This is a genomic window from Polaromonas sp. P4_F9 (genome assembly GCF_056401235.1).
Map to the genome: position 1 here is coordinate 63302 of NZ_JBFUJT010000007.1, position 26584 is coordinate 89885.

Below are 26584 nucleotides of genomic sequence, written 5' to 3' on the forward strand. Positions count from 1 at the left end.
TCCCATGTGACAGGAGCGTAGTTTGCTACTAATATAGTAGCAATTGGCAATGCAGGGAGCCGCATTCCGGCTCGCGCGAATGCCCCGGGGGAGGCTTGACACCGCCTGTAAAGTAACTGCTGGCAAAGTGGGATTGGCCAAAGCGTTTCAGGGGCTTGAACAGACCGCTAAACTCCCCAGCTTGGTTTCTATTCCCGCTTTGCGCATTTTTTGCATTTCTCCGTTTTTTAGGCAGACACCATGAGCTTGATCCCCGTCACCATCCTCACCGGCTTCCTGGGCTCGGGCAAAACCACGCTGCTCAAGCGCGTGCTGACCGAAGCGCACGGGCAGAAAATCGCCGTCATCGAGAACGAGTTCGGCGAGGAAAACATCGACAACGAAATCCTGGTCAATGACACCAGGGAAAACATCATCCAGATGAACAACGGCTGCATTTGCTGCTCGATTCGCGAGGATTTGCGCGAAACGCTGCAGTTGCTTGCCGCCAAGAAGCGCAAAGGGCTGCTCGACTTTGAGCGCGTGGTGATTGAGACCACCGGCCTGGCCGACCCGGGGCCGGTGGCCCAGACCTTTTTCATGGACGAAGAAATTGCCGAGCAGTACCTGCTGGATTCCATCCTGACCCTGGTCGATGCCAAGCACGCCCAGGCGCAGCTCGATGACCGCCAGGAAGCGCGCCGCCAGGTCGGTTTTGCCGACCAGATATTCATCAGCAAGTCCGACCTCGTGGCCGAAGGCGAGGTGAAGGCGCTGATGCACCGCCTGACGCACATGAATCCCCGCGCGCCCCAGAAGACCGTGCATTTCGGAGAGGTGGCGATTGCGGATGTGTTTGACCTGCGCGGTTTCAATCTCAATGCCAAGCTCGATATCGATCCCGACTTCCTCACAGCCGAAGAGCACGCGGCGCATGATCATCACGACCATGAGCACGGCGAGCATTGCGACCATCCCTCGCATGCACACGAAGGGGGCGAGGGTCACCACCATCACCATGACGACGACGTCAAAAGCTTTGTGTTCCGTTCGGACAAGGCCTTCAGCCCGGCCAAGCTGGAGGACTTCCTGGGCGCCGTCGTGAATATCTACGGCCCGCGGATGTTGCGATACAAGGGCGTGCTCAATATGCAGGGGACCGACCGCAAGGTGATTTTCCAGGGGGTGCATCAACTCATGGGCAGCGACCTGGGGCCCGCCTGGGCTGAGGGCGAGCAGAAAAACAGCAAGATGGTCTTCATTGGAATCGATCTGCCCAAAGATATTTTCGTGCAGGGCCTGGAGCAGTGCCTGGTTTGAGGTAGGCTGTTTTCCTGCAACTTATAACAAGCAGGAGGGATTCATGATTGTCTCGATTCTCCAACGATTTGGTTTCAGGGTGTCACAGCATGCCGGCGAGCCGCTACAATCGCGCGCCGACCAAAATACCCGGAAAGCTGAATCGGGAGGCCAGCCAGGCAGAAAACAGGCCACAAGCAGCGTTAAAGTAGCTCCTGTGCAAACTGGCAAGGCGGCAGACAAACCGGGCGATCTGGCAACGGGTCGTTCGGCACAAGGTAAGGCCGGACTGTCCGACAGCAGTTTGACCAGGAGACAGTCCGGGGATTCTCCCAAGGCTGCTTCCGAGAGGAGACATATTGTGAAAGCCCCAGCGAAGAAGTCCAAAGCGCCAGCCAAGGCAGTTGCCAAAGCAGCGGTGAAAGCCAAATCGGCGCCCAAGGCCGCAGCGACGGCGGTAGGCGGGGCCGTGAAAAAAGCCGTCAAACCTGCTGCCAAAGCCAAGCCGGCTTCCTCGCCCGTTGCCAAAAAGTCCGCCAAGGTGTCGCCCCCGAAAAAGTCGGCCCCTGTCGCCAGCAAAAAGGCAGTGGCCCAACCGCTAGCCAAAACCAAGGTGGCAGCCAAGCCTGCCAAATCCTCCAAACCCGTGGCCAAATCGATTACCAAGCCCGCTGCCAAAGCGCCCACCAAGCCAGTTGCCAAAGACGACACCGTCGTCAAGGTATCTGGCACCCTGAAAGCACCGCCTGTGGCCATGCCTGTTCCCCCTGCTCCGGCACCTGCCCCGCAATCGGTGCTGAGGGCCCCGCCGCCCCTGAAACCGGGGCGAAGAAGTTCCCCCCGGACGGCGACCCAATCACCCCCGCCCGCACCTATGGTGCCAACCCATGCGCCCGACGCAGCCAAAGCCAGCTACTCCATAATGACCGAACGTGTGATCGCGCCGCCCATTCAGGCGGCTGCCAAAAAAGACCCCAAGCTTGCCAACAACTGGAAGACCAAGTCCGCAGAGCAGTTGACCGACGAGGAAGTCAAGGCTATGCCGGATTCCGAGTACATGAACGAAAAGCAGATGGCATTTTTCCGCCACAAGCTGTCAGTGCTCAAGCAGGAAATCCACAACAGTGCCGGTGAAACCACAGAACACCTGCGCGAAGACACCGTTGTCGTGCCCGATCCGGCAGACCGCGCCACCATTGAAGAAGAGCATGCCCTTGAATTGCGTACCCGCGACCGCGAACGCAAGCTGCTGAAGAAGATCGAGCAGTCGATCGCCCGCATCGATTCCGGTGACTACGGCTACTGTGACGAAACCGGTGAACCGATCGGTGTGGGCCGGCTGATCGCGCGTCCCACCGCCAATTTGTCGCTGGAAGCGCAGCAGCGCCGTGAGCTCAAGCAAAAGATGTTTGGTGACTAACGGCCGGTTTGCTGGTTGAACGTTTTTAACCGTCCCCTCATGTCCAAAGAAGATACCGAATCCGGCTTGCTCTCCAAGATGGTGAAGTTCGTCCGCAATCCTGCGACGAACTGGTCGGATCTGGACTCCGCGCAAGCAGACCGGAACGAAGCCATGAGCAAGCAATTGCTCAAGGAGATGATTGAGCGCAAGCGGCGCAACGACTTTGTGCGCAAGCGCGAATTCGACATGCTGCGCAAAATGCGCAAGCGCGAAGCCATGGGGGGTGTGGGTCACGATCCTGGCGGCCGACCGTCGTTTTTCCAGAGCAGCATGCCTTCCAGGCCAGATGACCGTGCATCCACGCTGAAAAAGATCGATGAGATCGAGGCGCAGATGTCCATGCAGTGGTGGAAAACCAAGAATGGCACCATCCAGGGCAATTCGGCTCAAGGACCCCTTGGAGCCCGCGGCGCGCCTGCCGCGACGCAGACCTCGCTGCTGGACAACGCCCTGCCTACCGCCTACAAGGCCACGGAACCCAACGGGCTGGAGTCTGCCGCCCAAAAAGCGGCAACTTCGGCGTCAGCGCAGGAGTTGATGCCGACCCAGCCCGATGCCTTGCTCACGGTGCCTGCAGCCTCCTCCGCACCGACCCAGCCAGCCAGCCTTCCTGCGAAGCCCCATGTCATTGGCGGTCTTGCGGGCGTTGGGGCTAATTACGAAGGCAGTACATCCGGCTTTTCGCCCTCCAAACTCACGGCGGTGGATGTGGAGGAGGACGGGGCCCGGCACGGGGTGCATGACGCAGAACTGGAAGAGGCCGCCATCCGCTTTGCCAATGGCGATGATGCCGGCGCCGAAGCGGGCCTGCTTGAGATATTGGGGCCGGGTGGTGTTCGCGCGGAGCACACTGAAACATGGCTGGCGCTGTTTGATTTGTACCGTGCCACGGGTCAGCAGGAAAAATTCGAGACGGCCGCGATCCAGTTTGTGGAGCGGTTTGACCGTTCGGCACCGCAGTGGTTCTCCATGCCGGACATGGTGAAAATGCTCAGCGCCCCGGCTGGCAAGGCAAGCAACGCGCCTGCTGCCGACTGGGTATGTCCTTCGGTGCTGGGCATCCAGACCGTTGCGGCCCTCAAGGCGGCCACGGCCAAGGCGCCGATGCCGTGGCGCCTGGACTGGAGCAACCTCAAAACCATTGAACTGGCTGCTCTCGGGCCTTTGACCGGGGTATTCAGTAGTTGGGCGGCACAGCCTGTTCAGCTGGGTTTTATTGGCGATGCGAAATTGCTAAACGTACTGCAAAACGCCACACCTTCGGGCAGTCGGGATACTGCTCAGAGCTGGTGGCACCTTCGCCTGGAAGCGCTGCGTGTCATGCACCGGCCCGACGACTTTGAACTCGCAGCCCTTGATTTTTGCGTGACTTATGAGGTTTCGCCGCCCGCTTGGGCTGTCGCGCGCTGCAAGTACAAGCCGCTGGATGCAAAAGGCGGCTCGATGGGCGGGCAGGCCATCATTGGGGAGGTGTTCCGCGACTCCACACACTCCGGCATCAGTGGTTTGGAGGGGGATACCCAGATCGATGGACAAAGCTCGGTGATGAACCAGTTGGCGTCAGTGGAACTGTCCGGGCAAATCCAGGGCGATGCCATTGAAGTGCTGGACAAGCTGGGGGCCAAACTGATGGGGGCAGACGTGATGCTGATCTCCTGCGCCAAGCTCATACGCGTCGATTTTTCTGCCGCGGGGACGCTGCTTAACTGGGTGTCAGCCCGTGAGGCTGAAAACCGTTCCGTACAGTTCTCGGACGTCAATCGCCTGGTGGTTGCTTTTTTCAATGTGATCGGAATCACGGAACATGCCAGGGTGCTTGCTCGAGTTGACTGAGGTCCACTCATCGTGTCCCGCCCTGCGAGGGATGCTACTGCATCCGGGGCGCTTGCGAAACGATTGTCCGCAGCCCGCGTAACCTGTCTGCCCCCTTGCTACCTCTGTCTTTGACCGGGTCCACACCCGTGCCCCGGGCCGGAAACCATCCTGCTTGCGGCCTGCTTGCGGCTTATGTCGTTCGCTATGACCGGGCGTCATGAGTGAGTGACCTGCCGACTGTTTTCAAAAAAACAGGAACGTTGCTGATACTTACTTCTCGCACTGTCTTGGCATCGCCGGGGCGTCATCAAGGCATGGCCTAGGATGTCATTCTGGTCCATCCATTGGCATGCCGTCCTGCGCGTCGCTTAATGCAACACTTTCATTGGCTTTGCTAAGTGCTTAATTTAGAACACTTTTTAAGTTCCGTATGACTTCTGAAGATGCTTCTAAGTCCTTGATTTCATTGAAAAAATTTGTGTCAAACCTCTTGCTTGCGGAATGTTTCCTGATAAAGTGGGAAAAAGTGCAATTTAGTGGTGAAAAGTGTTCTCTAAAGGTTTGTAACGGTGTTTCAAGGCGCGTCATCTCTAGTTCTCGATACCAAGGGGCGGCTCTCTGTGCCGACCCGGCATCGCGACGTGCTGAGCGCCACTGCCTCCAGCCAGCTCACCATCACCAAACATCCGCACGGCTGCCTTATGATTTTCCCACGCAACGAATGGGAGAAATTCCGCGACCGCATCGCCTCGCTGCCCATGCAGGCCCAATGGTGGAAACGGATTTTCCTGGGTAATGCGATGGATGTGGACATGGATGCGACTGGCCGTGTATTGGTTTCGCCTGAACTCCGGCAAGCTGCCGGCATCAGCAAGGATACGGTGCTGCTCGGCATGGGCAGCTACTTCGAGCTCTGGGACGCTGCGACGTATGCCGCCCAGGAGGCCGAACAAATGAAGGGTGAAATGCCCGATGTCTTCAGAGACTTTTCATTCTGAAAGAAGACGGTGCAAGACACATGGACACATCGCACCGTCTTGTTGAACGAAGCCATAGCGGCGCTTCACATCAACCCGGACGGCCACTACATCGACGCGACTTTCGGTCGCGGCGGGCATTCGCGCCTCTTGCTGTCTCGGCTTTCGCCGCAAGGGCGCCTCACGGCCTTCGACAAGGACCTCGACGCCATCGCGGAAGCGCAAACCATCGCCGACCCGCGCTTTTCAATTCGCCACGAAGGCTTCATGCACCTGGGTCAACTGCCCGCTGCCAGCGCAGCGGGCGTGCTGATGGACCTTGGCGTGAGCTCACCCCAGATCGACAACCCGCAGCGCGGCTTTTCCTTTCGTTCGGAGGGGCCTCTGGACATGCGCATGGATACGACGCGTGGCCAGAGTGTGGCCGAGTGGCTGACAGACGCATCCATAGAAACAATGGCGGAGGTGATTCGTGAATATGGCGAAGAACGGTTTGCTCAACAGATTGCAAAGGCGATTGATCGTCGCCGACAGGAACGGGGCCCTCTTCGAACCACCGCTGAGCTGGCCGAAGTCGTGGCTGGCGCGGTCAAAACCCGCGAGCCGGGCAAGGACCCTGCAACGCGCACATTTCAGGCTCTTCGGATTTTCATCAACGCCGAGCTTGAAGAGCTGCAACAGGCGTTAGAAGCTTCGCTGAAAGTACTCCAACCGGGAGGCCGTCTGGTGGTGATCAGTTTTCATTCGCTCGAAGACCGCATCGTCAAGCAATTCATTGCCGGGCAGTCGCGCGAAGTGTTTGACCGCCGCGCCCCGTTTGCCGCGCCCAAGGCCATGAGGCTCAAGGCCCTGGGCCGCATCAAGCCCAGCGAAGAGGAGATTGCCGCCAACCCCCGTTCCCGCAGCGCCGTGATGCGGGTGGCCGAGCGCACCGGGGTGAGCACATGAATACCGCAAAACTGCTCCTAGCCCCTCGGGGGTTGAACGACAGAGGTGAAGCGTCCCGCGAGCCGCGGCCTGCAGGGCCTCGGGAGCTATACGGAGTGGGCAAGCGTGGGGACTCTTCATCCCAGCGGGGGCTGCGGGACTGGCTTTGCCAGACCGCAGGCGCAGCGGCCCCCTCGGGGGGCAGCGCAGTACACGCAGTGACAAGCGTGGGGGCCACCAGATGCTCCGCCTGAACCTCGTCCTGCTGCTGGCCGTGCTGGCCAGTGCGCTTTATCTGGTCAGCACTCAGTACGAGTCGCGTCGCCTGTATGTGGAACTTGAAAAGGCCACCGCCCACAGCCGGCAAATCGAAACGGATAGTGAACGCCTGCAGCTTGAAAAGCGTGCTCAGGCCACGCCTCTTCGGGTTGAGAAACTCGCCAGGGATCGCCTGCAGATGCGCACGGCAACGCCGGCCATCACGCAGTATGTGACCTATCGGGATGCTGCGGTTGCCGGGGTGCCGCATGAGTAGGAGCGTTCTCTACAGCTCCAGCCCCTTGCTGGCCAGCAAGACGCCGGTCTGGCGCAGCAAATTTATTGTGGCGGCCATTGCCCTGGCTTTTGTGGGGCTGGCGGGGCGGGCCGCGTACATCCAGGTTTTCGGTAATGAATTTTTCCAGCGCCAGGGTGAAGTCCGTTTTGCCCGAACGCTGGAGTTGCCGGCCAATCGCGGCCGTATTCTCGATCGCAATGGCCTGATTTTGGCTTCCAGCGTGCCTGCTCCCAGTATCTGGGCCATCCCGGAAGATGTTGAAGCGAGCAAGGCCCAGCTCGCAGAACTCGCCAGGTTGCTGGAAATGCCGCAGGCTGATCTGAAGAAAAAACTGGGTAACGAGGACAAGACTTTTGTCTGGCTCAAGCGCCAGGTCGACGAGCCGATAGCCCAGCAAATCCATGCGATGGGCATCAAGGGGATCTATGCGCGCCGGGAATACAAGCGCAAGTACCCTGAAGGCGAGGCGGCTGCCCATGTGGTCGGGTTCACCAACGTCGAAGACAACGGCCAGGAAGGCATCGAACTCACCTTCAACAAGGAGCTCGCCGGAAAGGCGGGCTCACGGCGTGTCATCAAGGACCGGCTCGGTCGCGTGGTCGAAGGCGTTGGTGAGCAGGTGCCGCCGATCGAGGGCAAAGACATCCAGTTAAGCGTCGACAGCAAGGTGCAGTTCTTCGCTTACCAGAAGCTGCGCGACGCCGTGACCGCACGCAAGGCCAAGGCCGGCAGCGTGGTGGTGCTTGATGCGATCACTGGCGAGGTGCTGGCACTCGCCAACTACCCGAGCTACGTGCCTGACAAGCGGCAGAACCTCACGGGCGAGYAACTGCGCAACCGCGCGCTGACGGACACCTTCGAGCCCGGCTCCACGATGAAGCCGATCACGGTCGCCATGGCGCTGGAAGCCGGCCGGGTCAAACCGCAGACCCTCGTCGAAACCGGGCCTGGCCGCTTCAGCATCGGCGGCTTTACCATCAGCGATACCCACAACTACGGCACGCTGACCGTCGAGGGCGTGATCCAGAAGTCGAGCAACGTCGGCGCGTTGAAAATCGCGCAGAAGATGAGTCCGCACGAGATGTGGGATACCTACACCGCGCTCGGTTACGGCCAGAAGCCCCAGATCCAGTTTCCCGGCGCCGTGACAGGCCGGCTGCGACCCTGGAAAAGCTGGCGGCCGGTTGAGCAGGCGACCATGGCTTATGGCTACGGGCTCTCGGCCTCGCTGTTCCAGATGGCGCATTCCTATACCTCGTTTGCGCACGATGGGCAGATCATTCCGGTTACGATGCTCAAGAGCACTGAGCCCGCCGTCGGCGTCAGGGTGTTTTCTGCCGAGAACGCGCATGCGGTGCGAAGAATGCTCCAGATGGCCGCGGCACCGGGTGGCACCGGTCAACTGGCACAGACGGTCGGCTATTCGGTTGGCGGCAAGTCGGGCACGGCGCACAAGCAGGTCGGCAAGGGCTATGCGAGCAATAAATACCGTGCTTGGTTCACCGGCATGGCGCCTATCGAGGCACCGCGCATCATTGTCGCGGTGATGATCGACGAGCCGAGTGATGGCCAGTATTTTGGCGGCGTTGCGGCGGCGCCGGTCTTCAGTGAAGTGGTGCAGCAGACGCTGCGCATGATGGGCGTTCAGCCGGACGTGAGCGTCAAGCCGCAGATCGTGACGCAGGCTGTCGAGGAGTCGTTTTGACAACCCAGCTCCATACCCCCGAGCAGGCGGCCCGCTGGTTGCGTGAGCGCGTGACTGGCAGCCTGCGGACGGACAGCCGCATGGTGGGCGGCGGTGACGGATTCATTGCATGGCCCGGTGCAGCGACGGATGGCCGGAAGTATCTCGGTGATGCACTGGCTTCGGGCGCCCGCGCCTGCCTGGTGGAGCTGCAGGGTTTTGAGCCTCGCGGCCCGGAAGACGAAAGGGTGGCCGCTTACGCAGGACTCAAGGCGGCAACCGGCCCCATCGCCGCTGCCTATTTTGATGAGCCGAGCCGGCATCTGCAGGTCGCAGCCGTCACCGGCACCAATGGCAAGACATCGACAACATGGTGGCTGGCCCAGGCGCTGGGCAGGCTGGGGCGCAAATGCGGTGTCGTGGGAACCCTGGGCATCGGGGAGCCCGGTGCGGTGGTTTTCACGGGGTTGACCACACCTGATCCTGTGCTGCTCCAGCAGCAACTGCGCCGTTTTGTGGACGAGGGCTTCGCCGCCTGTGCCCTGGAGGCTTCCTCGATAGGGCTGGTGGAGCGGCGTCTGGATGCCACCACCATACAGGTCGCGATCTTCACCAATTTCACGCAGGACCATCTCGACTACCACCCGTCCATGCAGGACTATTGGGAGGCCAAGAAAATGCTGTTCAGCTGGCCAGGCCTGAAGGCGGCAGTCATCAACGTGGACGATGGCAAAGGCCTTGAGCTGAGCACCTCGCTGGCCGGCTCGGACCTGGATGTCTGGACATTGTCCTGCACAGGGCCAGCCCGGATTCATGCACAAAAAATTCACCACGGCGTGAATGGCGTGAGTTTTGATGTTGTCGAAGGTGCGGAGCAGCACAGGGTTTCCAGCAAGCTGGTCGGCCAGTACAACGTGTACAACCTGCTGGGCGTCATCGCGGCCCTGCGTGCCATGCGCATACCGCTGGCCGACGCGGTGGGCGCGTGTGCCGACCTGCTGCCGGTGCCGGGGCGCATGGACACGCTGGCGGAAGAAGGCCTGCCCCTGGTCGTCATCGATTACGCGCACACGCCTGACGCCCTGGAAAAAGTACTCACAGCGCTCCAGCCGGTCGCGCGCAGCCGCGGTGGCCAGCTCTGGTGCGTCTTTGGCTGTGGCGGAGACCGCGATGCCGGCAAACGCCCGCTGATGGCAGCGGTGGCGGAAAAAAATGCCGACCGGGTGGTGGTCACCAGCGACAACCCGCGCAGTGAGAATCCGCTGGCCATCATCGACCAGGTGCTGAGGGGGTTGAAACACCGCGATGCCGTGCACGTGCAGGCAGACCGGGCCATGGCGATTACGCATGCGCTGAGTTTGGCGCAAGCCCATGATGTGGTGCTGCTGGCGGGCAAGGGGCATGAAAGTTATCAGGAGATCCAGGGCGTGAAGCTTCCTTTTTCCGACAGGACGCAGGCGCAAGCCGCCCTCGCCCTGAATGCGGCGCGCGTGGCACGCCAGGCCGGGGGAGGCTCCGCATGATGACCTTGCAACAGACCCTGGGCTGGTTGCCGTCGGCCCGGCTGGTGGGTGATGGCAGCGTGAAGCCTCTGCGCGTGCACACCGATACCCGCAGCCTGCAGGCCGGCGACTTGTTCGTGGCGCTCAAGGGCGAGCGCTTTGACGCCCATGATTTTCTGGCGCAGGCCAAGGCACAGGGCGCCGTGGCGGCGATTGCCCACCATGGCCTGGCCGCGGCAGGTCTGCCGGGTCTGGAGGTGGCTGACTCGAAACTGGCGCTCGGCCAACTGGCGGCCGGCTGGCGTTCGCAATTCAGCTTGCCCCTCATTGCGGTGACGGGAAGCAACGGCAAAACGACGGTGACGCAGATGATCGCGGCTATCCTGCGCGCCTGGAAATCCACGCAGGCTTTTGCCACGGAAGGCAATCTCAACAACGATATCGGTGTGCCCCTGACGCTGTTGCGCCTTCGTGCCTCCCATGAGGTGGGCGTGGTGGAGCTGGGCATGAACCATCCCGGCGAAATCGCCTATCTCGCCGCACTGGCCAAGCCCGGCGTGGCGCTGGTCAATAACGCCCAGCGCGAGCACCTTGAATTCATGGCCACGGTGGAAGCCGTCGCCCGGGAGAACGGCTCCGTCCTGCAGGCCCTGGGCACGGACGGCATCGCCGTTTTTCCTGCCGATGATGACTACACCGCCATCTGGCGCGGCCTCGCGGGGGCGCGCCGCGCGCTGACTTTTGCACAAACGGGCCCGGCCGATGTGACGGCCCAAGCGCAGTGGAACGGCGACTGCTGGCAGGTTGCGGCACGGACACCCTCAGGGCCGCTTGATTTTTCCCTGCATATTGCGGGCCGGCACAACGTCAAGAATGCGCTGGCCGCCATCGCCTGTGCGCTGGCCGCCGGCGTTCCCCTGCCAGCCATCGCGGCGGGTTTGTCGGAATTCGCCCCGGTCAAGGGGCGTTCCCGCGCCCTGACCGTGCGCCTGGCGAATCGTGTGGTGACATTGATCGACGACACCTACAACGCCAATCCCGACTCCATGCGCGCGGCCATCGAGGTGTTGGCCGAGTTGCCGGCGCCGCGCCTGCTGGTCATGGGCGACATGGGTGAGGTGGGCGACCAGGGCCCCCAGTTCCACGAAGAAGCCGGCCGGTATGCTCGCGCGCGGGGCATCGAGCAGCTTTTCACGCTGGGCGCCCAGTCCCAAGGGGCGGGCACCGCTTTCGGCGCGGGACGCCATTTCAACCAGATGGCTGATCTGGCCGCCGCCGTGTTGGCTGAATTGCCGCAGGCCGGCAGCGTGCTGGTGAAAGGCTCCCGCTTCATGAAGATGGAGCAGGTGGTCCAGGCCATTGCAGATCACACACAAAACTACAAGGAAGAAACATGAGCCCCCACGCTTACATGCGTTCGCTGCCGGCGGCTCGGCAGGAGGCATTTCATGCTGCTTAGCCTGGCCCAGTGGCTCCAGTCGATTTCCCCTGAATTCGGGTCGTTCAGGGTGTTTCAGTACCTGACATTCCGTGCCGTCATGGCCGCGCTCACGGCGCTGCTGATCGGCCTGCTTGCCGGGCCGTTTGTCATTCGCCGGCTGATTTCGCTGAAGATCGGCCAGCCCATTCGCGAATACGCGATGCAGACACACCTGAGCAAGAGCGGAACGCCCACCATGGGGGGCGTGCTGATCCTGATGTCCATCGGCATTTCGACCCTGCTGTGGTTTGACCTGTCCAACCGCTTCGTGTGGATTGTGCTGCTCGTCACCCTGGGATTCGGGGCCATCGGCTGGGCTGACGACTGGCGCAAAGTGGTGCTGAAAGATCCGGAAGGCATGCGATCGCGGGAAAAATACCTGTGGCAATCGCTGATTGGCCTGGTGGCGGCGCTGTACCTGGTGTTCAGCATCTCGGAGAGTTCCAACCTGCGTGTGCTGGAACTGTTTTTCAGCTGGGTGCAGTCGGGATTTGACGTCAACCTGCCACCCAAGGCCGGCCTGCTGGTGCCCTTCGTGAAGGAAATCAGCTACCCGCTGGGTGTGTTTGGTTTTGTGATCCTGACCTACCTGGTAATCGTTGGTTCGAGCAATGCCGTCAACCTGACCGACGGCCTGGACGGGCTGGCCATCATGCCGGTGGTCATGGTGGGGTCTGCGCTAGGCGTGTTCGCCTATGTGACCGGTAGCGCGGTCTACTCCAAATACCTTTTCTTTCCGCACATCCCCGGCTCCGGCGAGCTGCTGATCTTTTGCTCGGCCATGGCCGGGGCCGGGCTGGCGTTCCTGTGGTTCAACACGCACCCGGCCCAGGTGTTCATGGGGGACGTCGGCGCACTGGCGCTGGGGGCGGCGCTGGGCACCATCGCCGTCATCGTGCGCCAGGAAATTGTGCTGGCCATCATGGGCGGTATTTTTGTCGTCGAGGCCCTGTCCGTGATGATGCAGGTGACCTGGTTCAAGTACACCAAGAAGCGCTACGGCGAAGGCCGGCGCCTCTTCAAGATGGCGCCTCTGCACCACCACTTCGAGAAAAGCGGCTGGAAGGAAACGCAGGTGGTCGTCCGCTTCTGGATCATCACCATGCTGCTGTGCCTGGTCGGCCTGTCAACCTTGAAGCTCAGGTAAGGCATGAGGCATTTACAAGACCAAACCGTGTTGATCCTGGGTCTGGGCGCGTCCGGCCTGGCCATGGCGCGCTGGTGCGTCCGGCATGGGGCATTGGTGACGGTCGCTGACACACGCGAAGCGCCTGCATTGCTTGCGACGCTTCGGCAGGAACTTCCCGGGGTGAAGTTTGTGAGCGGCGCTTTCACGCCGGACCTCGTGCAGGGTAGCGCCGTGCGCGCAGTCTATCGTTCGCCGGGACTGGCGCCTGCCGTGATCGCTCCTGTGGTCGATGCCGCGCGTGCCATGGGCTTGCCTGTCGGGGGTGAACTTGATCTGTTCTCCCGGGCCCTGGCCGATCTCCGCGAGGTGCCGGCAACGGAGGCGGTGGAAGAAAATCCCCAGCCTCTTGAATCGCCTGAAGCGGTGATTGAATCGCCATTGCCCGATGTATCCGATGTATCCGATGTATCCGATGTATCCGATGTAACGGATGCCGCCGGCTCGCTTGAGGGCGAAGCCGCTGTGGTGGCTGATTCCTCCGGCGACGTGGAAGAGATGCCCGCGCCAGATGCTGCGGAAAGCGCGCCTGCCTCGGAAGATGCCGGCGAAGACGCGGCGTTGCCCGCTCTGCTGGCCCCCGCGCCGGCCGAACAGCCCGCTGGCTACAGGCCGGTGGTGCTGGCCATCACGGGAACCAACGGCAAAACCACGGTGACTTCCCTGGTCGGCCAATTGGTGCAACGGGCCRGAAAAACCGTTGCTGTTGCGGGCAATATCGGCCCGACGCTGCTCGATACGCTGTCTGCGCACCTTGATGCGGACACCCTGCCGCAGGTGTGGGTGCTGGAACTGTCCAGCTTCCAGCTCGCGGATGCGCAGGACTTTGAGCCGACGGCTGCCGTGGTGTTGAATGTGACCCAGGATCATCTGGACTGGCACGGCGACATGGATGCTTACGTCGCGGCCAAGGCCCGGATATTTGGACGCAGCACGTTCATGCTGCTTAACCGTGATGATTCCCGGGTGATGGCGATGCTTCCGCCGCCCGTCAAGGTACGCCTGCGGCCTCCGCAGGTTCGCCCGCATTCGACTTTTGGCGCCGGGGAGCCCCAGCGACCCGGCGACTACGGCATCGAAACCGTCAATGGCATGGCGTGGCTGGTGCGCGCCGCGGAAGCCGATGAAACCATCAAGCGCCGCAAGGGTGAAGAAGTGGAGCTGCACATCCAGCGCCTGATGCCGCTGGATGCCCTGCGCATTCGCGGCCGCCACAACGCCACCAATGCGCTGGCTGCGCTCGGGCTGGCCGTCGCGGCCGGTTGCAGCCTTGCGCCCATGCTGCATGGCCTGCGCGAGTACCGGGGCGAGCCGCACCGCGTGGAATCCATCGCGGTGGTGAACGATGTCGAATATTTCGACGACAGCAAGGGCACCAATGTCGGCGCCACCGCAGCGGCCCTGGCGGGTCTGGGGGCCGAACGCAAGCTGGTGGTGATTCTCGGCGGCGAAGGCAAGGGGCAGGATTTTTCGCCGCTGGCCGAGCCCGTGTCGCGCCACGCCCGCGCCGTGGTGCTGATCGGCAAGGACGCGCCCCTCATCCGGTCTGCGCTGCAGGCCAGCCAGGTGGCGCTGCTGGACGCCGCGTCGATGCGGGAGGCGGTGAGCCTGGCGGCCGCGCAGGCCCATACCGGCGACGCCGTCCTGATGTCGCCCGCCTGCGCCAGTTTTGACATGTTTGACAACTACGAACACCGCGCCCAGGTCTTTTGTGATGCGGTGCAGGCGCTGGCCCAGGAACAGGGGGTGGTGCTGTGACCGTGGCTGCACGCCTTTGGGGTTGGCTTTCCGGTGTCGGCGGCGTCGGCGCGGTCGCCGCGGATGTGCTGCCCGTTCGCCTCGGGCGGCAGAGCCTGTCCCGAAGCCCGGCTGCGCCTGTTCGCATGGCGGGGTTTGACCAGGCGCTGGTCTGGGTGACGGTGGCCTTGCTGATGTGGGGTTTGGTCATGGTGTATTCGGCGTCGGTGGCGATGCCCGACAACCCCAAGTTTTCCCGCTATGCGCACACGCATTTCCTGCTGCGTCATGTGCTGTCGCTGGTGGTGGCTTTCATCGTGGCGTATCTGGCGTTTCAGGTTCCCATGGCGACCTGGGAAAAGCTGGCACCCTGGCTGTTTGTGCTGTCCCTGTTGCTGTTGATGCTGGTGCTGCTGCCCTTTATCGGCAAGGGCGTCAATGGCGCGCGGCGCTGGATTTCAATGGGCTTCATGAATTTCCAGCCCTCGGAGCTGGCGAAATTTGCGGTGCTGCTCTACGCCGCGGATTACATGGTTCGCAAGATGGAAGTGAAGGAGCGCTTCTTTCGCGCTGTGTTGCCCATGGCGGTGGCGATTGGCATCGTGGGCCTGCTGCTGCTGGCCGAGCCTGACATGGGCGCTTTCATGGTGATTTCGGTCATCGCGATGGGAATCCTCTTTCTCGGCGGCGTCAATGCGCGCATGTTCTTCGTGATTGCGGCCGTGGTGGTGGTCGCGTTTGGCCTGATGGTGATGCTCAGCGAATGGCGCCGCGAGCGGATTTTTGCCTACCTGGATCCCTGGAGCGACAAGTACTCCATGGGCAAGGGTTACCAGTTGTCGCATTCGCTGATTGCTTTCGGGCGCGGCGAGATTTTTGGCGTGGGCCTGGGCGGCAGCATCGAGAAGCTGCACTGGCTGCCCGAGGCGCACACCGACTTCCTGATGGCCGTGATCGGCGAAGAGTTCGGCCTGCTGGGTGTGCTCGTGGTGATTGGCCTGTTCATGTGGATGACCCGCCGCATCATGCACATCGGCCGCCAGTCGATCGCACTGGACCGTCTGTTTGCTGGGCTGGTGGCACAAGGTGTCGGTATCTGGATGGGCTTCCAGACCTTCATCAACATCGGCGTGAATCTCGGTGCCTTGCCCACCAAGGGCCTGACCCTGCCGCTGATGAGTTATGGCGGTTCGGCCATTTTGATGAACCTGATCGCGCTGGCCGTGGTGCTGCGGATTGATTACGAGAATCGCACCCTGATGCGCGGGGGGCGGCCATGAGCGAGCATGTGCGCAGCGCCGGGCCGCCCCAAGCAAGCACGGCCCCCTCGGGGGGCAGCGCAGTACACGAAGTGACAAGCGTGGGGGCTCGCGTAGCCTTGGTGATGGCCGGCGGAACCGGGGGCCATATTTTTCCGGGCCTCGCCGTGGCCGAGGCCTTGCGCGAGCGCGGCTGGCGGGTGCACTGGCTGGGCGGCCGGGGCAATGCGGGCCACCCCAGCATGGAAAGCCAGCTGGTGCCACCACGCGGCTTCGCTTTCGAGTCGATCGATTTCTCCGGCGTGCGCGGCAAGGGCCCGGTCACCCTGGTGTTCCTGCCGCTGCGCCTGCTCAAGGCCTTTTGGCAGAGCATCCAGGTTGTGCGGCGCGTCAAGCCTGATGTGGTCGTCGGGCTGGGCGGCTACATCGCCTTTCCGGCCGGCATGATGAGCGTGCTGCTGGGCAAGCCGCTGGTGCTGCATGAACAGAACTCCGTGGCGGGCATGGTCAACAAGGTGCTGGCCGGCGTGGCCGATCGCGTCTTCACGGCCTTCCCCGGTGTGTTCAAAAAAGCCGAATGGATCGGCAACCCCCTGCGCCCCGCCTTCACCCGCCAGCCGGATCCCGCAACCCGATTTTCCGGCCGGGCAGGGCCCTTGAAGCTGCTGGTGGTCGGTGGCAGCCTCGGGGCCAGGGCCCTGAATGAGCTGGTGCCCAAAGCCCTGTCCCTGATGCCGCCAGCCCAGCGCCCTGACGTCACGCATCAAAGCGGGATCCGCCAGATCGACGAATTGCGCGCCAACTATGCAGCCGTCGGCGTGCAGGCAGAACTGACGCCCTTCATTGAAGACACGGCACAGGCATTTGCCGATGCCGACCTCATCATTTGCCGCGCCGGCGCCAGCACGGTCACCGAAATTGCCGCCGTGGGGGCTGCAGCGCTGTTTGTGCCCTTTCCTTCCGCGGTCGATGACCACCAGACGACGAATGCCCGGTTCCTGGTCGACCAGGGGGGCGGCTGGTTGCTGCAGCAGCGCGACATGAGCGCCGCCGCGCTGGCCGACATGCTACAAAAAATTGAGCGATCCGCGCTGCTTCAATGCGCGCTAAAAGCCAAAACCATGCAAAAAACTGATGCCACAACGCGCGTTGTGGCCGCTTGCGAGGAGCTTGCAAGATGAAACACGCCATTAAAAACATTCACTTCATCGGGTTGGGCGGCTCCGGCATGTCAGGCATTGCCGAAGTGCTGCACAACCTGGGCTACGTCATTTCGGGGTCTGACCTGTCGGACAGCGCCACGCTGCAGCGGCTGGCCAGGCTCGGCATCAAGACCTTTGTCGGGCATGCCGCCGACAACCTGGCCATGGTGGATGCGGTGGTGACCTCCACCGCCGTGCAGCCCGACAATCCCGAGGTGCTGGCGGCGCGCGAAAAGCGCATTCCCGTGGTGCCCCGTGCCCTGATGCTGGCCGAGCTGATGCGCCTGAAGCAGGGCATTGCGATTGCCGGCACGCATGGCAAAACCACCACCACCAGCCTGGTGGCCAGTGTGCTGGCCGAAGGCGGGCTGGATCCGACGTTTGTCATCGGCGGCCGGCTCAACAGCGCCGGCGCCAATGCCAAGCTCGGATCGGGCGACTACATCGTGGTCGAGGCCGACGAATCGGATGCCTCCTTCCTGAACCTGCTGCCCGTGATGGCGGTCGTCACCAACATTGACGCCGACCACATGGAGACCTACGGCCACGATTTCGGCAACCTGAAGAAGGCCTTTGTCGACTTCCTGCACCGCATGCCCTTTTACGGCACGGCGATTTTGTGTACCGACGACCCCGCCGTGCGCGACATCGTCCCGCATGTCTCCTGCCCGATCACCAGCTATGGCTTCGGTGAAGACGCGCAGGTGCGGGCCGTCAATGTGCGGCCCGTGGGCGCGCAAATGCATTTCACGGCGCAGCGCCGCAACGGCGTCACGCTGCCCGACCTGGAGGTTGTGCTCAACCTCGCTGGCGAGCACAACGTGCTCAATGCCCTGTCGGCCATTGCGGTGGCGGTGGAGCTCAACGTGCCCGACGCGGCGGTGCAGAAGGCGCTGGCTGAATTCCGGGGCGTGGGCCGGCGCTTCCAGAGTTACGGCGATGTGTCCGCCAAAGATGGCGGCCATTTCACGGTCATCGAGGACTACGGCCACCATCCGGTCGAGGTGGCGGCCACGTTGGCCGCTGCGCGCGGCGCTTTCCCGGGCAGGCGCCTGGTGCTGGCATTCCAGCCGCACCGCTATACCCGTACCCGCGACTGTTTTGAGGACTTCGTCAGGGTCATCGGCCAGGCCGATGCCGTGCTGCTGGCCGAAGTCTATGCCGCCGGTGAGACGCCCATCGTGGCGGCTGACGGCCGCTCACTGGCGCGCGCGCTGCGCGTGGCGGGCAAGGTGGAGCCGGTATTTGTGAGCGAGATCGACGCGATGCCGCAAGCCATCCTGGATAACGCACTGGGAGGCGATGTCGTGATGTGCATGGGTGCCGGATCGATTGGGCTCGTGCCCGGCAAATTGTTGGAACTGGAAGGTGCACGGTGAGTAGCAACGCAGACACATCCCCGGCCGTGAGCGCCGGGACAAGCGCGGGGGCCGCGTTTGGCAAGGTCGCCGTCCTCATGGGGGGCATGTCGGCCGAGCGCGAGATCTCCCTGATGTCGGGCCGGGGCGTGTTGCAGGCGCTTCGTTCCCGCGGTGTGGACGCCCATGCGTTTGACCCGGCCGAGCGCGATATCAGTGAGCTGAAAAAGGACGGGTTTGCGCGCTGTTTCATCGCGCTGCATGGCCGGTTTGGCGAAGATGGCACGGTGCAGGGCGCACTGGAGCTGCTGGGCATCCCCTACACCGGCTCCGGCGTCATGGCGTCCAGCATGGCCATTGACAAGGTGATGACCAAGCGGGTCATGCTCGCCGAAGGCCTGCCGACCCCCACCTATGTGCTGTTGCGCCGGGGCAGCTATGGCAGCGCCGACGTGAGCGCCGTCCCTGACAAGCTGGGCTTGCCGCTGATTGTCAAGCCCGCACGGGAAGGCTCATCGATCGGGCTGACCAAGGTGACCGAGCGGGCCGGCATGGCAGATGCGGTGGCGCAGGCTGAAAAGCTGGATGCCGACATCCTGTGCGAGCAGTTCATCAGTGGTGACGAAGTGACCTGCCCGGTACTGGGAACCGGCAGCGACGCACGCGCCCTGCCTGTCATCCGCATCGTTGCGCCCGACGGCAATTACGATTACCAGAACAAATACTTCACCGACACCACGCAGTACCTGGTGCCCTGCGGCCTGCCTGAAGGCGAAGAGGCCGTCATCCAGCAGCTGGTCCTGCAGGCTTACCGCACGCTCAACTGCCGCGGCTGGGCGCGCGCCGACGTGATGATTGACAAGGCAACGCGCAAGCCCTACCTGCTTGAAATCAATACCTCGCCCGGCATGACCGGCCACTCGCTGGTGCCCATGTCGGCACGCGCGGCCGGCATCTCCTATGAAGACCTGTGCCTCGAGGTGCTGAAGACCACGGCACTCGATCATCAAACGCAAGGGGGAGGCACCCCTTGAGCCGCACCATGCCACTGCCAAGCTCCCTGCCGGCGGACATCAAGCTGATGAACACCTTTTCGGTGCTTTTTGGCCTGGTGTTTGCGTCCATGGTGCTGGCGCTGGCCGTGGCGTGGCTGATGCGCCAGCCTCTTTTCAACCTGAGCGGCATCCGCGTGCAGGGTGATCTGGCCCACAACAACGCGGTCACCCTGCGCGCCAATGTGGCGCCCAAGCTGCGCGGCAATTTTTTCACGGTGGACCTGGCCCATACGCGGGCGGCCTTCGAAGCCGTGCCCTGGGTTCGCCGGGCGCTGGTGCAGCGCGAGTTTCCCAACCGGCTCAAGGTGGTGCTGCAGGAGCACAAGGCCATTGCCTACTGGGGCCCGGAAGGCGAGGCCCGCCTGGTCAACAGTTTTGGCGAGGTGTTCGAAGCCAACCAGGGCGATGTGGAGGCCGAAGACCTGCCGCTGCTCAATGGCCCACAGGGACGGGCGCCGCTCGTACTCCAGGCTTACCAGCTGCTGTCCCCGATGTTCGAAGGACTGGACGCGGTGCTGGAGAAACTGGAGTTGACCGGGCAGGGCAGCTGGCGCGCGCGGCTCGACAGTGGCGCCGTGATCGAGCTGGGAAGCGGCTCGCTGGAGGAGTTACAGGTGCGTGTACGGCGGTTTATCGCAACGCTGACACAGGTCTCGTCAAGGTATGGACGGGACCTGGAGTCCGCCGACCTGCGCTATGGCAACGGTTATGCGATCAGGCTGAGGGGTGTTACCACGGTGAACGCTGGTGACAAAGAAGACAGGAAAGTGAAAAGGTAAATATATATGGCCAAAGAATACAAGGACCTGGTGGTCGGACTGGACATCGGAACCAGCAAGGTCATGGCCGTGGTTGCAGAGGTCATGCCGGGCGGTGAACTCAAGCTTGCAGGCCTGGGCATTGCGGCCAGCAATGGCCTCAAGCGCGGCGTGGTGGTCAATATTGACGCCACGGTGCAAAGCATCCAGCAGGCGCTTAAGGAGGCCGAGCTGATGGCCGACTGCAAGATTGCCCGGGTCTACACCGGCATCACCGGCAGCCATATCCGCGGCATCAATTCCAGCGGCATGGTCGCGGTGAAAGACAAGGAAGTGACGCAGGCCGATGTGGCCCGCGTGATCGAAACAGCCAAGGCCATCAACATCTCGACCGACCAGCGGCTGCTGCTGGTGGAGCCGCAGGAGTTTGTCATCGACGGCCAGGATGTGCGCGAGCCGATCGGCATGAGCGGCATCCGGCTCGAGGCCAAGGTGCATATCGTGACCGGCGCGCAAAGCGCTGCCGAGAACATCATCAAGTGCGTCAGGCGCTGCGGGCTGGAGGTCGACCAGCTGATGCTCAACCCGCTGGCCTCCAGCCTGGCCGTGCTGACGCAGGACGAGCAGGAGCTGGGCGTGGCGCTGGTAGACATTGGCGCGGGCACCACCGATGTCGCCATCTTCACCGGCGGCGCCATCCGGCACACCGCCGTGATTCCGATTGCCGGCGACCTGATCACCAGCGATATCGCCATGGCCCTGCGCACGCCGACCAAGGACGCCGAGGACATCAAGGTCGAAAGCGGCTATGCCAAGCAGTTGCTGGCCGACCCCGACACGCAGGTCGAGGTTCCGGGGCTGGGCGATCGCGGCCCGCGCATGCTCAGCAAGCAGGCCCTGGCCGGCGTGATCGAGCCGCGCATTGAAGAGATTTATTCGCTGGTCCAGCAGGTCATTCGCGAGTCGGGCTACGAGGAGGTGCTGTCGTCGGGCATCGTGATCACCGGCGGCAGCGCGGTGATGCCAGGCATGGTGGAGCTTGGCGAGGACATCTTCCTCAAGCCGGTGCGCCGCGGCATACCGCGTTACTCCAGCGCGCTGTCCGACATGGTGGCGCAGGCCCGGGCCGCAACGGTGATGGGTTTGCTCGAGGAAGCGCGGCTCGCACGCATGCGGGGCTACAAGGTGGCGCAGAAGGCGGGCAGCATGCACAACGCTTTTGGTCGTGTCAAAGACTGGTTTGTGGGGAATTTCTGATGAACAACTATTTCAGTTTCATTCGTCGTCCTTCACGTTGTACCCATTGCGGAGGAGCAGACCCCCCTGCGTGACAGGGAGGTTCAGGCATCAAGACCGTTTAGAAAAATTTTGGCAACTGCAGTTTATTGACAGGAGGCTCCCAATGAGCATCGAAATGATTGAAATCGAAGAATTCAACCAGGGCACACAAATCAAGGTGATCGGTGTCGGTGGTGGTGGCGGCAATGCCGTCGGTCACATGATCGATTGCAATGTGCAGGGCGTCGAGTTCATCTGCGCCAACACCGACGCGCAGGCGCTTAGCCGCGGCAGCGCGCACAAGACCATCCAGCTGGGCAGCAGCGGGCTGGGTGCGGGCAGCAAGCCCGACAAGGGCCGGGACGCGGCCGAGCTGGCGGTGGACGACATCCGCAGTGCCATTGCCGGCGCGCACATGCTGTTCATCACGGCCGGCATGGGAGGCGGCACCGGCACCGGCGCCGCGCCGGTGATTGCCCGCGTGGCCAAGGAGATGGGCATTTTGACGGTGGGGGTGGTGACCAAGCCTTTCGAATTCGAAGGCGGCCGCCGCATGACCAACGCCGACCTCGGCCTGTCCGAGCTGGAAGCCAATGTCGACTCGCTGATCGTGGTGCTCAACGAAAAGCTGCTCGAAGTGCTGGGCGATGACGTGACCCAGGATGAAGCCTTCGCCCATGCCAACGACGTGCTGAAAAACGCCGTCGGCGGCATTGCCGAGATCATCAATGTGCCCGGCCATGTCAACGTTGACTTTGAAGACGTGCGCACCGTGATGGGCGAGCCCGGCAAGGCCATGATGGGCACGGCCAAGGCCAATGGCCCGGATCGCGCCCGCATCGCGGCCGAACAGGCGGTGGCTTGCCCCCTGCTGGAAGGCATTGACCTGTCGGGCGCCAAGGGCGTGCTGGTGCTGATCACCGCGGCCAAGGGCTCACTCAAACTGAGCGAGTCCAAGCTGGCGATGAACACCATCCGCGCCTACGCCTCGCCGGACGCGCACGTGATCTACGGCACGGCTTACGACGACGAACTGGGGGACGATATCCGTGTCACGGTGGTCGCCACGGGCCTGAGCCGTCAGGGTGTGCGCCGCCACGCGCCGCCGCTGCAGGTGCTGCGCACGGGCACCGACAACGTGCCCTTCAACGTGCCCACGCTCAACACGGTGGCGGGCGGCGCAGGCGTGCCGCAGACGGCCATGGGCAGCATGCAGCCTGATTACGGCAACATGACCGTGCCCAGCGTGTGGCGCACCAACCGCACCCAAGCGGCAGCCAAGGTCGATGCGCTGGCTTCCGGCGGCATGGATGACTTCGAGATCCCGGCGTTTCTCAGGAAACAGGCCGACTGATCGATGTAAAGCCACTGCGCGGCCCGATCTTGAGCCTGTGGTGCGCGCCGTACGGTAGTGCGGCTGTGCTCCTCGGCTCAACCTCGGACCGCTCGCTACGCTTTCCATTCGATCATTCTGTAGTCCTCTGTAGTTCCCTCTGTAGTCCCTCAGGACGCTCATCGGACGTTCGTCGCGATTCTCTTTAGGGCCTGGCTATGCGTGGCATTGCTATCCCCTACCCGTGAAATGGCCGCGTACAAATTAAAATAAGCAGATGCTTGCCCAAAGAACACTCAAATCCCTGACCAAGGCCGTGGGCGTGGGCCTGCACAGCGGCCAGCGGGTGGAGCTGACCTTGCGGCCGGCGCCGCCGGATACCGGCATTGTGTTTCGGCGGGTGGATTTACCGCAGCCGGTGGACATCGTCATCTCGGCGCAGGCCGTGACCGACACCCGGCTGGCGTCAACCATCTCGGCCGGTGGTGCCAAGGTGCACACTGTCGAGCACCTGATGTCGGCCTGCGCGGGCCTGGGCATCGACAACCTGTATATCGACATCACGGCGGAAGAGGTGCCCATTCTGGATGGCTCTGCCTCTTCATTCGTCTTTTTGCTGCAGTCGGCCGGCATCGAGCTGCAGTCCGCGCCCAAGCGCTTCATTCGGGTGCTCAAGCCGGTCGAGGTGCGCGAAGGCGAAGGCGCCACAGCCAAGTGGGCACGCCTGAGCCCCTACGAGGGCTACAAGCTGAGTTTTGAAATTGACTTCGACCACCCGGCCGTCGACTCCACCGGCCAGCGCGTGGAGTTCGACCTGAGTTCGGGCTCCTACACCCGCGACATCGCCCGCGCCCGCACCTTCGGCTTTACCAAAGACGTCGAAATGATGCGCGCCAACGGGCTGGCACTCGGTGGTGGGCTGGACAACGCCATCGTCATGGACGACTACAAGGTGCTCAACACCGAGGGCCTGCGCTACAACGACGAGTTCGTGAAGCACAAGATCCTCGACGCCATGGGCGACCTGTACCTGCTGGGCAAACCGCTGCTGGCAGCCTACAGCGCCTTCCGCTCCGGCCATGCGATGAACAACAAGCTGCTGCGTGAGCTGCTGGCCCACCAGGACGCTTACGAAGTTGTCACCTTTGCGGACGAAAAACGGGCTCCTCAGGGCTTTGCCACCCTGGCGCGCGCCTGGTAGCCCGCAACAGACAGTCCACACGCCATGCTGCTCTTTCGCTGGCTCGTCCTGCTGTTGCTGCTGGTCTCCGCCATGTCCTTCATGTTTTACGCGGGAACGGGGCAGCCGCGCTTCAGGCGATTCGGCCTGATCATCCTCAAGTGGACGCTGATTGCCGCCTTTGGATTCTTTGCGGTGCTGATTCTGGAGCGGGTGGCGTAGCGGGTGATCAGGTCTCAACGGCGAATTGCAGTTGAGGACCATCAGATTGGGGGCGCCTGCCAGTCGCGCCATGCACTGCAGAAACGTTCTTGGTGAGGTCGATTCCTATGGTGATAATGGCCATGACTTCCCCATCCAGGTGAGTTGATGAAAAGATTGGCCTCTCCATCGTGGCACTCAGTTGCCGTGAACCGCAAGTCGCACGACTCGCGGCTCGCTTGGGACGGAGAAGTTCCTTTCATTCGTTGGGCCTTATGAAGCCACAGAACAAGAAGCCTCTTGAGTTCGGGCGCCTCACGCTGAATCCCGACGGTCGCTATCGCGTGGCCAGAGAGTTCCAAGACTACGACTGCAAGCTTCATAGTCCTGGCGAAGAATGGGCTTTTGTAGGTTACGATTTCCTGCCATACGATGCCGGCTACACATTGCATGTCTCGTTCGAAAAAGACCATGAAGACGTCATTCGTATGCAAGACCACCCAGAGGCACAAGAGCGCATCTTGACCAGCTTCGAGCAATACGTGACGCAGGCCCAACAAGTGCTTCAAGCCGACGCTGCTGCGCGGCGCGGCTTAAGCTAGGCGTAGCGCGCCGTGAAACAGGCCGATCTGACGCGCCAGCTGCCGCGAAACAAGGAAGACGCTTCCAGCGCGAGCGCTTTGGTCACTCTTGGTTACCCAACGGTCAAGCCGGTTTTGCGACACATGCTGGAGTGGCTCAAGACAAACGGGTCGCCGGTCGACCTGGTGATGCGAGAGTTCTTCGTCTCATTGGGTGTACACGGAGTACCCGTAGTACGGGAGGCCCTTCAATCACGACATGACTTCCTCAAGTACGCAGTCACCACTCACGTTGTTGCGTGCTGGCCAAAGGAGGCTGTTGCCGGCGTACAAACCGAACTGCAAAGTCTCGCAACGGGCTCCGGGTTCTACGGCACCGACCTCGTTGCCATGAAGCTGCTCATCGAACACGGACTGGCCGACCGGGCGTGGCTGCAGGAGTGGAGCGAGTTCAAGCTCAAACGCCTGCGCGAACTATTGGACTCGGCTGAAGAGATCCAGCTCCTGCTCAGAACTCCGGAATGAACCAGTGCTCTAGCTTGTTACGGGGACTTCTCACGTAGCCAAGTATCGATTGCGATGAATGTTGCGCAGCCACCCGTGGCCAGCCTCTTTCCCCAAGGCAACAGCACATTGACAGCACACTCAATAGTGACGACCCGCCTTGTAGGAAGCGCTGGCATTGGGCTTCAACGCCGTGGCTGCCGCCAAAATGGCCGTTGAACGCCCCGCATGGGCGTGGGTGATGGCCAGGCCCAGCGCGTCGGCGGCATCCTTGCCGGGGAGGGCCGGCATCCCAAGACGCTGGGGGTAGACAAAGCCTACGACATGCGCGACTTCGTGGCCGCGTTGCGAAGTCGCAGCGAGTTCAATCCTGAGTTGATCGCTGAAGAATTCATTTCAAGTTTCTGGACTAAAAATACAGCCTCAACGTTTGACATGAGGGGCAGCCGGAGGTGGGGCGAAGCCTGCCGGAAGCTGTCCGCTCGATGGAGGGGTTAGACGACATTCTCTCAGTGCAGCCTGATGCTCAAACCAACATCGTCCGGATGCCAGCCGCGGTAGCTCGCAAGACGCGGTGTAGTGGGCTCGTGATATACGACATGAACCCCGGCGCCTCCGATTACGTAGAACCATGCCGCGCCGACGGTCAGGGAGCCACGGTTGATCGCATCGACATGACCTACATAGATGTCAGCACTTGGCCCCGTGACCAGCGGTACGGCAGAGAAGCCAAGGCGCACATGAGGGTGGGGTACTCCTGAGAGTATTGCGATAGCGAAGCTTCGTGTTGGAAGAGGTATCTCGTACTCAACTGCCATGCAGCCTAGAAGCTTCAAAAAGTACAAATGAACACCAAGCATCTTCGAGTGTGCATGAACGCCGAAGGCTCTTTTGATAGGCATTGGGCGTCCAGCAACAAGCGGAGAAGTCGCCTGTAGAGTTGCTGAAAGCTCTTGCCACGCTAGATCGTGAGGTTGGGTCCTGCTGTTGTTGCAGCGCTGGCATATAGAGGGACTGAACTTCAGGTCGTCAGAGTTGACGCCTTTGATCCGCTGGTTCACGCTTTCTCGGGAATGGCGGAAAACAGGATTCTTGTGCGTGATGCCAGGGAATATCGCGCGAAAATCAGAGGCCTTCACCATGTGCTCGCTGCTGTCAGCCAGGGCGCCGCAGATCCAGCAAGGAGACGAACTCATGGCGTCTAACTTTGGAACTGACCGGGCCGCAACACTTGCCGCGAAGCGGCTTCCTGAACTTGTGGGGGTGTCCAT

General features: G+C 62.1%; 24 protein-coding genes. 22 read left to right on the plus strand and 2 right to left on the minus strand.

Annotation, left to right across the window (positions count from 1 at the left end):
- Positions 1-240 precede the first annotated feature (240 nt).
- From AC1DUB_RS08240 to AC1DUB_RS08345, 22 genes are all read left to right on the plus strand, one after another.
- Complete coding sequence (locus tag AC1DUB_RS08240; RefSeq protein ID WP_477729136.1) at positions 241-1299, plus strand: CobW family GTP-binding protein; 1059 nt, start codon at positions 241-243, stop codon at positions 1297-1299.
- A 340-nt stretch (positions 1300-1639) separates the two neighbouring features.
- Entirely contained in the window at positions 1640-2698 is a 1059-nt protein-coding gene (dksA, locus tag AC1DUB_RS08245; RefSeq protein WP_477729137.1) for an RNA polymerase-binding protein DksA, read from the plus strand.
- 39 nt (positions 2699-2737) lie between these two features.
- Positions 2738-4573: an STAS domain-containing protein gene (locus tag AC1DUB_RS08250; RefSeq protein ID WP_477729138.1), complete on the plus strand. Its 1836-nt coding sequence runs from the start codon at positions 2738-2740 to the stop codon at positions 4571-4573.
- A gap of 551 nt (positions 4574-5124) precedes the next feature.
- The gene (gene mraZ, locus AC1DUB_RS08255; RefSeq protein ID WP_477720558.1) at positions 5125-5553 is read left to right on the plus strand and encodes a division/cell wall cluster transcriptional repressor MraZ; all 429 of its coding nucleotides are present in this window, start codon (positions 5125-5127) and stop codon (positions 5551-5553) included.
- A 9-nt stretch (positions 5554-5562) separates the two neighbouring features.
- On the plus strand, positions 5563-6480 hold the full coding sequence (rsmH, locus tag AC1DUB_RS08260; protein ID WP_477729139.1) for a 16S rRNA (cytosine(1402)-N(4))-methyltransferase RsmH: 918 nt from the start codon (positions 5563-5565) through the stop codon (positions 6478-6480).
- A 220-nt stretch (positions 6481-6700) separates the two neighbouring features.
- Positions 6701-6994, plus strand: coding sequence for a cell division protein FtsL (gene ftsL, locus AC1DUB_RS08265; protein ID WP_477729140.1), 294 nt, complete (start codon positions 6701-6703; stop codon positions 6992-6994).
- The gene (locus AC1DUB_RS08270) at positions 6987-8720 is read left to right on the plus strand and encodes a peptidoglycan D,D-transpeptidase FtsI family protein (protein WP_477729141.1); all 1734 of its coding nucleotides are present in this window, start codon (positions 6987-6989) and stop codon (positions 8718-8720) included. Before ftsL ends, AC1DUB_RS08270 begins: the two co-directional genes overlap by 8 nt.
- On the plus strand, positions 8717-10222 hold the full coding sequence (locus AC1DUB_RS08275) for a UDP-N-acetylmuramoyl-L-alanyl-D-glutamate--2,6-diaminopimelate ligase (RefSeq protein WP_477729142.1): 1506 nt from the start codon (positions 8717-8719) through the stop codon (positions 10220-10222). Before AC1DUB_RS08270 ends, AC1DUB_RS08275 begins: the two co-directional genes overlap by 4 nt.
- Positions 10219-11598: a UDP-N-acetylmuramoyl-tripeptide--D-alanyl-D-alanine ligase gene (locus AC1DUB_RS08280; protein WP_477729143.1), complete on the plus strand. Its 1380-nt coding sequence runs from the start codon at positions 10219-10221 to the stop codon at positions 11596-11598. The genes AC1DUB_RS08275 and AC1DUB_RS08280 overlap by 4 nt, the downstream gene beginning before the upstream one ends.
- A gap of 51 nt (positions 11599-11649) precedes the next feature.
- Positions 11650-12828 carry a phospho-N-acetylmuramoyl-pentapeptide-transferase gene (gene mraY / locus AC1DUB_RS08285; protein ID WP_477720564.1) on the plus strand — a complete coding sequence of 393 codons (1179 nt, stop codon included), beginning with the start codon at positions 11650-11652 and terminating at the stop codon, positions 12826-12828.
- Positions 12829-12831: 3 nt separating this feature from the next.
- The gene (gene murD, locus AC1DUB_RS08290) at positions 12832-14625 is read left to right on the plus strand and encodes a UDP-N-acetylmuramoyl-L-alanine--D-glutamate ligase (RefSeq protein ID WP_477729144.1); all 1794 of its coding nucleotides are present in this window, start codon (positions 12832-12834) and stop codon (positions 14623-14625) included.
- Positions 14622-15884, plus strand: coding sequence for a putative lipid II flippase FtsW (gene ftsW, locus AC1DUB_RS08295; RefSeq protein WP_477729145.1), 1263 nt, complete (start codon positions 14622-14624; stop codon positions 15882-15884). Before murD ends, ftsW begins: the two co-directional genes overlap by 4 nt.
- Before the next feature lie 80 nt (positions 15885-15964).
- Positions 15965-17044, plus strand: coding sequence for an undecaprenyldiphospho-muramoylpentapeptide beta-N-acetylglucosaminyltransferase (gene murG / locus AC1DUB_RS08300; protein WP_477729235.1), 1080 nt, complete (start codon positions 15965-15967; stop codon positions 17042-17044).
- On the plus strand, positions 17041-18444 hold the full coding sequence (murC, locus tag AC1DUB_RS08305) for a UDP-N-acetylmuramate--L-alanine ligase (RefSeq protein WP_477729146.1): 1404 nt from the start codon (positions 17041-17043) through the stop codon (positions 18442-18444). Before murG ends, murC begins: the two co-directional genes overlap by 4 nt.
- On the plus strand, positions 18441-19457 hold the full coding sequence (locus AC1DUB_RS08310; protein ID WP_477729147.1) for a D-alanine--D-alanine ligase: 1017 nt from the start codon (positions 18441-18443) through the stop codon (positions 19455-19457). Before murC ends, AC1DUB_RS08310 begins: the two co-directional genes overlap by 4 nt.
- Before the next feature lie 8 nt (positions 19458-19465).
- On the plus strand, positions 19466-20257 hold the full coding sequence (locus AC1DUB_RS08315) for a cell division protein FtsQ/DivIB (RefSeq protein ID WP_477729148.1): 792 nt from the start codon (positions 19466-19468) through the stop codon (positions 20255-20257).
- Between the two features lie 6 nt (positions 20258-20263).
- On the plus strand, positions 20264-21493 hold the full coding sequence (gene ftsA / locus AC1DUB_RS08320; protein WP_477720571.1) for a cell division protein FtsA: 1230 nt from the start codon (positions 20264-20266) through the stop codon (positions 21491-21493).
- A 145-nt stretch (positions 21494-21638) separates the two neighbouring features.
- Positions 21639-22868 (plus strand): cell division protein FtsZ, encoded by a 1230-nt coding sequence (gene ftsZ, locus AC1DUB_RS08325; RefSeq protein ID WP_477720572.1) that lies wholly within the window; start codon positions 21639-21641, stop codon positions 22866-22868.
- Between the two features lie 256 nt (positions 22869-23124).
- Positions 23125-24048, plus strand: a complete 924-nt coding sequence (gene lpxC, locus AC1DUB_RS08330; RefSeq protein ID WP_477729149.1) for a UDP-3-O-acyl-N-acetylglucosamine deacetylase — start codon at positions 23125-23127, stop codon at positions 24046-24048.
- Between the two features lie 24 nt (positions 24049-24072).
- Positions 24073-24249, plus strand: a complete 177-nt coding sequence (locus AC1DUB_RS08335; protein ID WP_477729150.1) for a hypothetical protein — start codon at positions 24073-24075, stop codon at positions 24247-24249.
- A 254-nt stretch (positions 24250-24503) separates the two neighbouring features.
- A complete protein-coding gene (locus tag AC1DUB_RS08340) occupies positions 24504-24830 on the plus strand; it encodes a DUF3601 domain-containing protein (RefSeq protein ID WP_477729151.1) in 327 nt (108 codons plus the stop codon).
- Positions 24831-24842: 12 nt separating this feature from the next.
- Complete coding sequence (locus AC1DUB_RS08345; RefSeq protein WP_477729152.1) at positions 24843-25334, plus strand: DUF5071 domain-containing protein; 492 nt, start codon at positions 24843-24845, stop codon at positions 25332-25334.
- A 120-nt stretch (positions 25335-25454) separates the two neighbouring features.
- On the opposite strand, the gene AC1DUB_RS08350 is transcribed toward AC1DUB_RS08345, so the two are convergent.
- Both AC1DUB_RS08350 and AC1DUB_RS08355 read right to left on the minus strand, forming a co-directional pair.
- Positions 25455-25604, minus strand: coding sequence for a hypothetical protein (locus AC1DUB_RS08350; RefSeq protein WP_477729153.1), 150 nt, complete (start codon positions 25602-25604; stop codon positions 25455-25457).
- 218 nt (positions 25605-25822) lie between these two features.
- On the minus strand, positions 25823-26584 hold the full coding sequence (locus AC1DUB_RS08355; RefSeq protein WP_477729154.1) for a hypothetical protein: 762 nt from the start codon (positions 26582-26584) through the stop codon (positions 25823-25825).